This window comes from Treponema sp. UBA7567 (assembly GCF_002476655.1).
Taxonomy (GTDB): Bacteria; Spirochaetota; Spirochaetia; order Treponematales; family Treponemataceae; genus Treponema_D.
Genome location: NZ_DLLH01000040.1, coordinates 1 through 11,281, shown reverse-complemented (window position 1 = coordinate 11,281; position 11,281 = coordinate 1). Strand labels below are relative to the sequence as shown.

The 11,281-nt window shown below is 36.9% G+C and carries 8 protein-coding genes; 3 read left to right on the top strand and 5 right to left on the bottom strand.

Annotated elements, in window-relative coordinates:
* Nucleotides 1–3: 3 nt before the first annotated feature.
* The 3 genes from B3Y13_RS04915 to B3Y13_RS04905 are packed head-to-tail and all read left to right on the top strand — an operon-like array spanning nucleotide 4 to nucleotide 4,158.
* Nucleotides 4–1,515 carry a 6-hydroxymethylpterin diphosphokinase MptE-like protein gene (locus tag B3Y13_RS04915; RefSeq protein ID WP_296693077.1) on the top strand — a complete coding sequence of 504 codons (1,512 nt, stop codon included), beginning with the start codon at nucleotides 4–6 and terminating at the stop codon, nucleotides 1,513–1,515.
* Nucleotides 1,508–2,962, top strand: coding sequence for a motility associated factor glycosyltransferase family protein (locus tag B3Y13_RS04910; RefSeq protein WP_296693073.1), 1,455 nt, complete (start codon nucleotides 1,508–1,510; stop codon nucleotides 2,960–2,962). The genes B3Y13_RS04915 and B3Y13_RS04910 overlap by 8 nt, the downstream gene beginning before the upstream one ends.
* Before the next feature lie 2 nt (nucleotides 2,963–2,964).
* Nucleotides 2,965–4,158, top strand: a complete 1,194-nt coding sequence (locus B3Y13_RS04905) for a hypothetical protein (protein ID WP_296693069.1) — start codon at nucleotides 2,965–2,967, stop codon at nucleotides 4,156–4,158.
* A gap of 21 nt (nucleotides 4,159–4,179) precedes the next feature.
* Here the strand turns inward: B3Y13_RS04905 and B3Y13_RS04900 are convergent, their stop codons facing one another.
* From B3Y13_RS04900 to B3Y13_RS04880, 5 genes are all read right to left on the bottom strand, one after another.
* Nucleotides 4,180–4,803: a tetratricopeptide repeat protein gene (locus tag B3Y13_RS04900; protein ID WP_296693066.1), complete on the bottom strand. Its 624-nt coding sequence runs from the start codon at nucleotides 4,801–4,803 to the stop codon at nucleotides 4,180–4,182.
* Between the two features lie 43 nt (nucleotides 4,804–4,846).
* The gene (locus B3Y13_RS04895; RefSeq protein WP_296693063.1) at nucleotides 4,847–5,884 is read right to left on the bottom strand and encodes a uracil phosphoribosyltransferase; all 1,038 of its coding nucleotides are present in this window, start codon (nucleotides 5,882–5,884) and stop codon (nucleotides 4,847–4,849) included.
* A 15-nt stretch (nucleotides 5,885–5,899) separates the two neighbouring features.
* On the bottom strand, nucleotides 5,900–6,799 hold the full coding sequence (locus tag B3Y13_RS04890) for a lipoprotein (protein WP_349681360.1): 900 nt from the start codon (nucleotides 6,797–6,799) through the stop codon (nucleotides 5,900–5,902).
* Nucleotides 6,786–10,004: an isoleucine--tRNA ligase gene (ileS, locus tag B3Y13_RS04885; RefSeq protein WP_296693058.1), complete on the bottom strand. Its 3,219-nt coding sequence runs from the start codon at nucleotides 10,002–10,004 to the stop codon at nucleotides 6,786–6,788. The genes B3Y13_RS04890 and ileS overlap by 14 nt, the downstream gene beginning before the upstream one ends.
* A 66-nt stretch (nucleotides 10,005–10,070) precedes the next feature.
* A complete protein-coding gene (locus B3Y13_RS04880) occupies nucleotides 10,071–10,469 on the bottom strand; it encodes a hypothetical protein (RefSeq protein ID WP_296693055.1) in 399 nt (132 codons plus the stop codon).
* Between the last annotated feature and the right edge of the window lie 812 nt (nucleotides 10,470–11,281).

The window sequence follows — 11,281 nt, the reverse complement described above, 5'->3', positions numbered from 1 at the left end:
AAATTGAGCGAAACTAATTTGAATTTTGTTTTTTTTAATGCAAAAAACGGCGAGCAAACCTGCAGACTGAACGAAAAATATTTCCATTCTGCTTACGATCCTTCAAAAGAAGCGCAGGCATTCTGCAGTTCGATTGAATGTACTTTTAAACCATCTTGCGTAATTATTTTGGAGCCGGCTCTCTCCTTTTGCGCCGCTTTTTTAAGAAAAAGTTTTCCTTCTGTCGAACTGATTGCAATTCGCTTTACAGATGTTTTTTGCAAAACAGACAGTCTTTGGGACAAAGTTTTTTATTTTTTTCAAACAAAAAATTTCGCTCAAAAACTTTATTCTGCGCTTGGAGAAGAAAAAATTCTTTCTGCGTTGATTTTTGACTGGCCAGGAAGCAAAAATATTTTTCCAGAAATTTCAAATTCAGTCTGGCAAGAAATTAAAATTGCAGTTTTGACAGCAAGAGACGTGCTTTATACGCGCGAAAAATTTGCAAAACGCTGGTTCTTAAATTCGCTGGCTTTCTGCAAATTCGGACAGAATTTTTATTCACTTCGCAGAATAAAAAAAGACATTCTAGTTACGGCTTCTGGGCCTTCACTTCAGTCTTCACTAAAAAATATAAAAAAGTACCGCGAAAATTTCTTTTTGATTGCGGTTTCTTCTTCACTTTCGGTTCTTCTCTACAATAAAATTTTTCCAGATTTGGTGATTAGCAGTGACGGCGGATTTTGGGCAAAAAAACATCTTGAATTAAACAGCGAAGATTTAAAAAAACTTAAAAACACAGTCTTTGCGCTCACAGACGAAGCAAACTGTCCAAAAAATATTTTGCAAAGCCAAAAAATTCTTCCGCTCGCCTATCCTTCTTCTATCGGAGAAAAAATTTTTACTGATTCAAAAATTGAATTTTTTCCGGCCTTAAGAAACGGAACTGTAAGCGGAACTGCGGCAGCTTTTGCGCTAAACCTGACTCAAAAGAATGTTTACTTTTGCGGACTGGATTTGGCAGAAAACAACGGATTTCAGCATGCCCAGCCAAATATGCTTGAAAAAAACTCTCAAAATAAAGATTTTCGGCTTGGAACAAAAGAAAAAAGGCAGGTTTCTTCGAGATTTAATTCAAAAGGTTCGCTCGAAATCTACCGCAGCTGGTTTAAAAATCAAGGAGACAGTTTAAAAGAACGGCTTTTCAGGCTTTCAGATCACTATAATTTTTCGGAAAAACTCGGACAAATAAAAGATTTGTCATGGGAAGAACTCGATTTTGACAAAAAAAATGCTGATTTTGATTCTACAACGGAAGTTTTTTTCAAAACAAAAAATTCAGCCGAAAAAAAGGAATTTAAATCACGTTTTTTAAAAATTCTTGAAAGCGGAGATTTTGACGGAGAACTTTTTCCGCTTGAATCAATACTTTTAGCGCGAGAGCTTTGCGAAGAAAAGAAAAATGGACAAAAATTAAAAATCCAGCAAAAAAAGGCTGAACTTGCAGAAAAAATCCGGAGACTTTTTGATGAATAGTTCTTACACAACCCTCGAAAATTCAAAAAACGGAATTTTAATTCCAGTAAAAAATCGAATTTACGTCTGCTCAAAATACGATCCTGTTCACGAGGCAGAAATTTTTGCGTCTCAATTTGAAAAAAAAGAAAAATTTTTTGTAGTTGCAGGTTTATGTTCAGGCTGGCATATAGAAAAACTTTTAACAGAAAGCTTTGACAGAAAAATAATCATTGTAGAAAACGATATTGAAGATTTTAAGTTTTTAAGGCAGATTCCGCTTTGCAGCAAACTTTTGGAAGACAGACGGATTATTTTTTCAACACCTCAAAGCCTTTTTACAGACATTTTATCAAATTATCTTCCTGCAATTTACGGAAACCTCAATTTTTGTTTTTTGCGAGGCTGGGAAAACGCTTTTTTCGACAAAATGCAGCTTATAAAAACAATCGTCGAAAAAGCAATAAAAACTGTAAAAGCAGATTTTGCAGTTCAGAGCCATTTTGGAAAAATCTGGAATAAAAATATCTTTGAAAACCTTAAAATTGCTTCTGAACAAAAAAACGCCTCGCAAATGATCGAAAATCTCAAAAAAAACAATAAAGTGACCGCGGCGATAATTGCGGCAGGTCCGACGTTAGATACTACAATCGAAAAACTGAAAAAAAATCCCGGCAAATATTTTATAATTTCGACAGACACCGCATATTCAAGTCTTTTGCGCTCAAAAATCGTTCCAGACGTTGTTGTAAGCATTGACGGCCAGAACATAAGTTACTCGCATTTTCTTCATCAGGCACAAAAAAACAAGACGATTTTTGCCTTCGATCTTTGCGCAAATTCAATTCCTACAAAAAAGATTTCAGTTCAAAAAAATAAAATTCTTTTTTTTGAATCGGGGCATCCGCTTTCAACCATCGCTTCGCACTTTAATGGAACAAGTTTTATTCATTTAAATTCTGGGTCAGGAACTGTTACAATCGCCGCCACAGACCTTGCCTTTTTTCTTGGCTTTGAAAAAATTGAATTTTTTGGAGCGGATTTTGCATATTTAAACGGGAAACCTTACGCAAAAGGAACATATCTCGATGACATTTTTTATAAAAAACAAAACCGGCTTTCTACGGCGGAACAGTCTTTTTGCACTTTAATGTACAGAACCAAACTTATTTATCTTGAAGAAAAAAAAATTACAACAGAAGTTCTGGAAAGTTACAGGTTTTCGCTGGAAACTTATTTGAAAAATCCCGGAAAATCAATTTCTGTCGAAATCAAAGATTTTAATTTTGAGATTTTCAACACCTTTTTTAAGAAAAAACTGCTCTCTCTTCCAGAAAATTTTACAGGCGAACTAACGAACCAATTTTTTTATCCGCTTCTTCCGGTTATGGCTTTTTACGAAAAGACTCATTCAATTCAAGACAGCTATAAACTTGCACGTGCTGACTGCTTGCGATATACTTACTGAATATGAAAAAAAGAACCTTTAACTTTATTTCTGTAGTCATTTCGGCTATTTTTGTTTTTACAGCAGTTTATTTTATTTCTGGCATCGTTTCCGACAAAAAAAACGGACCTTTGCAGGCAGAAGAAATTTTCGATTCTTTAGCTATAAAAACTCAAAATGCCGCAAATTCATATCCGCTCGATTCATATAATTTTTCAGATTCTTTTATTCGTGCCGCAGGAGATTTCAGCAATTACCAAAAATTAAACCTTTCTGTTGACGGAAATTTGATTTATTTTTATCCGCCAAAAGACACATACTTTTCAAGAAAATCAAGCGCAAAGTCTTTTACAAAAAATTTTCCGACAAAAAACGGAAATTCAATTCTCATAAATGCAGAAATTTATACGGCGGTCCAGTCTTCTCTTTTTTATCATGCGCGAACTGCTTTTATAGTTATTTTTGCCGCAACATTGGCTGCGATTTTGATTTTAATTTTTACAAAAACGGAAAAAGACGAAATTGATGAAATTTCATTTGAAGACGAACAGGAAAGTTCTGACAAAGAAATTTTTTCTGAAAATAAAACAGATGAACTTTCTTCAGAAAAACAGAACAACGAATACGATTTGACCGAGGAGGAAAAAAAACAGCTTTTTGACGGCTTTGACACTGTAGATTTTTCTCAAAAAGAAACCCCGGACAAAGAGATTTTTTCTGAAAAAACGGACACTGAAAAAGAAAAATCTTTTCCAAAAATACAGCCGATTGAAAATCTTGAAGCAAAATGCGAAGAAGCACTTGTAAAAGCAGCAGAAAACGGTTCAGACCTTGCGGTTTTTATAATAAAAGTTAATTCTTCCGAAAACGAAATTTCATCAGAACAAATAGAAAATATTTTTGACTCGGACTTTGCTCAAAATGCGCTTGTTTTTTCAAACGAAAACAACCTTTTTACAGTTCTTTTGAAAAACACGGGTCTTGATGACGCAATCACAGTTGCAAAAGAGGTTTTTGAAGATTTTTCTAAAAAACTGGAAGATGACGGACAAAAACTGACAATCGGGCTTTCTTCAAAAAACGGGAGAACAGTGAGCAGCGAAAGGCTTTTGACAGAAGCGAGCGAAGCTCAAAAACATGCAGCGACAGAGCCTGATTCTCCGATAATTGCTTTTAGGGCAAGTCCAGAAAAATACAACGCCTGCATCCTTAAATAAATAAGATTTTTTAACTCTGCCCTAAAGCTTAGGAGTTTTTTCAGGTTCTTTTACAGGGCTTTCATGAGAGCCGGCAGTATTTTCAGTTTCTTCCTTAGGCTGGAGTTTTTCGCGGAGCTTTTCAATTTTATCAGAAAAAGACTGAAGGTTTGCATTGTCAGGAAATTTTTCTGAAAGAATCTGATATTGTTTTTCTGATTCTTCGAAATTTTCCAAAAATAAAAGCAAGGTTAAATAATTTTCCAAAAGAGAAGAATCGTTCGGAAACTTTTCTATCAATTCTTTATAAAGACTCGCAGCTTCCTCGTTTTTTCCGCTCATTCCCTTTATATATGCAAGAGAAATCTGCAAATCCTTATTTTCTGGATCGACAGAGAGAAGTTTTTCATAGCATTTTTCGGCAGATTCATAATCTTTCGCCAAGGCATAACTTCTTGCAAGCTTGTAATAAGCGGCTGCATTGAGCGATTTATTCTTCATGGCAAGTTTATAATACTGAATCGCCTTTTGATAATTTTTTAAATTTAAATATTCGTCTGCAATTGCAAAATATTCTGAGGAGATATTCGTTGTAATAATTTCATTTTCCCCCGGCACACGAAACGAATATTCGCTCTGGCAGGAGAAAAGTGAAATAATTGCCATGAAAACTAAAGCTGCGGAAAAAAATTTGTACTTTTTCAACTTTCTAGTCAAGAACAGTTTCTTCAATTTTTGCAAGCTGATTACGGTAAAGTTCCGAAATATTTGAACCATAATCTGCAATCAGACGAATAATATTGCGGGGATTGTCTTTTTTATCGCAGCCGTTAAGACGGTCGCCAGCATCGCCAAGCCCTGGCATAATATATGCTTTTTCGTTTAAAACAGGGTCGAGCCACAAAGTATAGCAAGTGCAGTTTTCGAGGGCGCGTGTTACGCGAAGACTTCCTTTTAATGCGGAAATCACATTAAAAAATTTAATAGATTTTGGCTTTACACCATTCTGCTGAAGGTATTTTACAACTGTCACAAGAGAACCGCCTGTCGCATTCATCGGGTCGGCAAAAATCAAATCTTTTCCATCGAGATCTTCAAGATTGAAGAATGATTTTTTTAAATCGAGGATGTACTCCATATTGTCTTCGTTTTTTGAATCGTCGCGGTTAATCTTAAAAAGCGCAAACGGAGTCACATATTTATGGCTGGAATATTCTTCGATTTCTTTTGACATGATAATGCTTGGCAAAAGCGCGCCGCGCAGCATTACGCACATTACAGAATTTTCAATTTCTTTATCAATATCAGGAATTTTATGAACCGCATAATTTTGAGCAGGGAAAGTAACAGGAGTTTTTACGACAATGTGGCCCTTGTTATTTTCTGAATGGTCAGTAAAAGCAAGGCGGAAAAGCATTTCGTATGCACGTTGAACGTAATAGATAAATTCCTGATGTCCGGTATTTATATCGCGGAGTTTCGAAATTACGCGGCTAGCCTCCGCATGGCTTCCAGATTCGGTTTCAAAGGAAAAAACCTTAATACGAGGATGTTCGTTGCAAATGCGCTGAAGCTCGTGTCCCATTTTGTCAAAACTGTCGATCACATTCTGTTTGTCGAGCGGTTCAAAAGATTTGAGGGTCTGCCCATACATATCTTCCAAAAGCTTTATATCTTTAAAATCCTGCTCCTTTAAATAACCGTCAAGATCCTCTGCCTTGAGAATAATTTTTTCACTAGTTTTCATAGTTCCTCCTAAAAGCTATTGCCTTAAAATTTTTCCAAGCTGATTATATGATAATGAAATATCCGAAATTTGAATCTGAGAAGCGCCTTTTTGCACAATTTTTGCAGGAATCGGGAACAAGGCAACTTTTAGCATTTTAACAGCAGCCTTTGCAATAGCCGGATTTGAAAGCTCAAGATTAAGGATAAGCGCAAATCTTTTATCGACTTTTGACTCTTCCAAAGAACCAGAAAGACTTTTTAGTCCGAGATTTATCGTTTTTCCGACAATTTTTCCGAAGAGGTTTCCTGGATTTTGTGAATAAAAACGAATCTGAGAAGCTTTGTTGTCTGTCAAGAAATCGTAAATTTCATCTGGAAGAGAATTTTGAGAATTCTTTCCGTTTTCACCAAATTCAAAAATATTTTGCTCATTTTCGTAGCGGGCAAGCATTTTTGAAACATTTTCGGAAGCAACAAAAGTTTTTGAATCAGGAAAAGCAACTTTAAATGGAACGGCAGCTGAAGAATAAACAGCAAAAGGAAAATTCGTTCCTTTTATAATCTGCGTATTCCAGCCTTTTTTTTCAGAAAAAGCCATTTTTATTCCAGTTTTTGGAAAAGAGCCTTCAACTGCAATCTGAATTTTTTCGTCAGAATCCAAAGCAAGGGCAATATTCTCCATTCTTGAAACTATAGACTTGACATTTTTTTGCGAAAAATCAAAAAAATCAGTCATTGCATATTCAACAAAAGTTTTACTGGCAGAAACAGGAATATAAACAATAACCGGCGAATCTCCATCAATCAGTTTTAAAGGCTCAACCTGCTCCATCTGAACCGGAGATTTACAGGAGAAAATTAAAAATACAGAAAAAAAAGTGCAGACAGAAAATAAAATTTTCTGAAAGCACTTTAAATTTTTATGCTTTTGCAACGCAAATTCTCCAGATTTTATCGTCTGCCTCGATTTCTTTTGCACTGTCAATTTTTTCTACCCAAGACTGCTCGTTTGTAAGTGTTGATGTAGAAATCAATGAAGCGAACATTTCGTAAGCCGATTTTAATTCAGAATCGCCGCTCAGTTTAAGATTGATTTTGTCCTGAACTGTCAGCCCCTGCTCCTTTCGGATTGACTGAATTCCGCGGATAAGATCTCTTACATAGCCTTCTTTTTTGAGCTCATCAGTAACCTTTGTTTCAAGGCCGATTGTAATCGTTCCATCGTTAAGAACTTTCAAATCTTCTTTTTCGGTGCGCTCAACAATAATTTTTTCCGAATTGAGTTCAACTTTCTGTCCCTCAACGTCAATTTCGATGTTTTTTCCAGAAAGAATATCAGAAATCTGTTCATTTTTGAGTGTTGCGATAATTCCTGCCGCAATCTTCATTTTTGAACCAAGTTCTTTTCCAAGCACACGGAAATTTGCCTTCGCAGAATAGTGAACAAGTTCATCTTCCCTTTCATGGAAATTTACTTTTTTAACATTCAATTCTTCGGCAATTGCATCAACCATGCTTTCAAGAACCTTGCGTTCTTCTGGATCTCTTGTAACAAGCTCTGCCGAAAGAAGCGGCTGGCGGTTCTTTAAGTTGAACTGGTTGCGCAGAGAGCGTCCCATAGAAACAGCTTTCTGTACTGTAGCCATCTTGAATTCAAGGGCTGTGTCGCGCAATTTTTCGTTATAAACAGGATAGTCCATCAGATGAACTGACTCTTTGTCGCCTTCAAGTTTTAAATTCTGCCAAATTTCTTCAGCAAGGAACGGAATAAAAGGAGAAGCAACAAGACAGAAAGTCCTGAAAGCAGTATAAAGAGTTTCAAAAGCTTCAATCATGTCGCTGCGGTCTTCGTTGCGGGAAAAACGCTTTCTTGAACGGCGGATATACCAGTTATTGATTTCGTCAATAAAGTCGATGATTGGATCGATCGCAGCACTTAAGTCATAATCGTCCAAGGCTTCGGTAACTTCTTTTACCATTTTCTGAGCAACAGAAATAATCCAGCGATCCATAGGATTTGAAGGAGTTTTGCCGTCAAAATAATGGCCCGTCGCCTTATAGTTTTCTACGTTAGAATAACTGATGAAGAAGTTATATCCAGACCAAATTGGAATTATGATGTTTTTGATTACTTCTCGAACACCATTGTCTGAATAACGAAGGTCGTCTGCCCGAACTACAGAAGAATGAGTTAAGAAAAGACGGAGCGCATCAGCACCAAATTTGTTGATAGCTTCGACAGGGTCAGTGTAGTTGCGCAGAGATTTAGACATTTTTCGTCCGTCTTCTGCAAGCACAAGGCCGTTTACAATACAATTCTTAAATGCCGGACGACCGAACAAATGGGTTGCAAGAATCGTAAGTGTGTAGAACCAGCCGCGTGTCTGGTCAAGACCTTCTGAAATAAAGTCTGCAGGAAAATGCTTTTCAAAATATTCTTTGTTTTCAAACGGATAATGCTGTTCAGCATAAGGCATAGAACCTGATTCAAACCAGCAGTCAAAAACTTCCGGAATACGACGCATTGTGCCTTTTTTACATTTTGGACATTCAAAAGTTATTTTATCTACAAACTGCTTGTGCAAATCTTCAGGGTATGTTCCAGAAAGCTCTTTAAGTTCCTGTCTTGAACCTACACAGATTTTGTTTCCACAGTCAGGATTATCGCATCTCCAGATTGGAATTGGATTCCCCCAGTAACGGTTGCGGCTTACAGCCCAGTCACGGCTGCCTGCGAGCCATTTTCCAAAGCGACCATCTTTTATGTGCGCAGGCTGCCATTTAATCTGACTGTTTGAATTTAAAAGCTCCTTATGATAGTCTGCAACTTTAACAAACCAAGAACCAATTCCACGGTAAATAAGAGGAGAAGAACATCTCCAGCAATGCGGATATGAGTGCTCATACTGTTCTTTTTTTACAAGTTTTTTTTCTGCCTTCAAGCGGTCGCAAATATCTTTGTCGCAGTCTTTTACAAATCTTCCCTTATAGTCAGAAACTTCCGAAGTAAATTTACATTCTGCATCAATCGGTTCAACGTTCGGAACTCCGCTTCCTCTAAACACTAAATTATCGTCTTCACCAAAAGCAGGAGCAATATGAACAATACCTGTACCGTCTTCTGTAGAAACGTAGGCCGCATTGAACATTCTGAAAGCGCCTTCAGAACATTTTTGTCCTGAAATTCTTTCACATTCAGAAGGATCTGAAAGACTTGCAAAATAAGGGAAAAGCGGCTCATATTCTGCGCCGATAAAATCCTTGCCCTTGCGTCTGTAGATAATTTCGTAATCTTCAGGATTTTTGTAATAAGCACAAAGTCTAGCTTCTGCAAAGATATAGAAATCTCCAGATTCCTTGTCGAGAATTTTTACATAGTCGATTTCCGGTCCCATACAAAGACCGAGATTTGAAGGCAAAGTCCAGGGAGTTGTTGTCCATGCAATAAAATAAGTTCTGCCGTTTTCCAAATCTTTGTCGTCAATTGCTTCAGGCGCTTTTGTAATCTTAAAACGAACTGTAACTGCCGTATCTTTTACATCTTTATATCCCTGGGCAAGTTCGTGAGTAGAAAGAACGGTTGCACAGCGAGGACAGTACGGAAGAATATATTTTCCTTCATAGATAAGACCTTTGTCCCACAAAGATTTTGCAACCCACCAAATTGATTCCATATAATCAGGATTCATAGTTTTGTAGTCGTTGTCAAAATCGACCCAGCGTCCCATTCTTGTGATTGTCTTTCGCCATTCTGAAGTGTATTTTAAAACTGAAGCACGGCATTTGTCGTTAAAATTGGCAACTCCATAAGCTTCGATCTCGTGCTTAGAGTTGATTCCAAGTTCTTTTTCAATAAGGTTTTCTACCGGAAGGCCATGACAATCCCAGCCAAAACGGCGCTCAACCTTTTTGCCTTTCATAGTCTGGTAGCGTGGAATTATATCTTTTATAGTTGATGGAATAAAATGTCCAAAATGTGGCAGTCCTGTTGCAAACGGAGGTCCGTCAAAAAAAACAAATTCTTCTGCCTTGTCGCGCTGACGGATAGATTTTTTAAAAATATCATTTTTTTCCCAAAATTTTAAAACTTCTTCTTCCTGTCTAGGAAAATCTGGCTTTGGATTTACTGGAGTATACACAGTCGTCTGCCCTCTTTTTGTTGTAGTTTATTTATCGAGTATAATGATTTTTGGCATTTTATACAATTATTTATGAATATCAAGGTTCCGTTTTGACCAAGTACGAGCATCATAAACTTCAATGTCTGAAATTTCTTTCCAGCGAAATTCAGGCTCTTTGACAGGAAAAGGCGGAGCTGAAGGCGGATGACGGCGCTGATTGTTTTTTTCGGCAATATTTAAAATCTGCTCATAATTTCCAGTTCCTGGAACATAGACAAGATATTCTTTTCCATAAGCGTAAATTTTCTTGTCGCTATCGGTAATAAAATTAACCGGAAAATCTTCAATTTTTTTTACATTTCGGATTTTTGAACTTCGCCCCGTTGCGCAGACATAAAGATTTCCGGCAGCTTGAATAAATTTTGGAAGGCTGAATGTTTTTTCTCCATCAAAAAGCTCGGCACGGTCTTCGGATTCTTCCATTTGAGAAAGCCANNGGATAAAAGTTCTTGCCGTCCACGACATAGCTTAAAAGCTCATTTTTTATAACAGGAGGCGAGATAGTAATTCCAGAAGCAGCTGAAAAATCTTTTAAGAAAAAAACTTCCGTTTCCAAAACTGAAAGATTATTTTTAGACGGAGGATTTTCCTGATTAAATTTTTCGACATCAAGAACAGGATTTTCAAAAAAGGCTTCGCGTATAAAAAAGTTAAGAAAGATTTTTCCGTCAACGACAGCAAGAGGAATATAAACATAATCTTTTAGCGCAGGATATTTTATTCTTAGCTCGAATGCAGCCGCGGTTTTTGAAGGATTTTCAAAAATCGTCTTAAAGCCAATTGAGATGTTTTCCGGATGAATTGCGCTCGTATTGTTTCTGTCGCGGCTTGAAATTTGGGCAAACTGTCCGCTTTCTGCGGCTCGGTCGTCATACCACTGATAAAAGACACGAAGAACGCAGGCAAAAGAAGAATCTTTTCCAGAAAAAAGCAAAAGCCTGTCGCTGCCCTGCCAAACGCCTTCAAGCAAGGGAGGAACTTCTGAAGAATATTCTGAAAAATGAGAATAGTCGCGTCCAAAAGAAGAAAAAACAACGGCAAAAAAAAACAAAAGAAAAATACCTTTCTTCACAGAAAAAATTATAAATAAAAAAAAAGAATTTTTCTATAAGAAGCTAATGCCGGAAGATTTTTGCCAGAACGGTTTGTATAAATTTTGCCTGATTTTTCTGCGTTAAGGATAGGAGCACCTGCGGAGCAGTCCACCGCAAGCGGGCGCGGAGGATGAGCGGCTA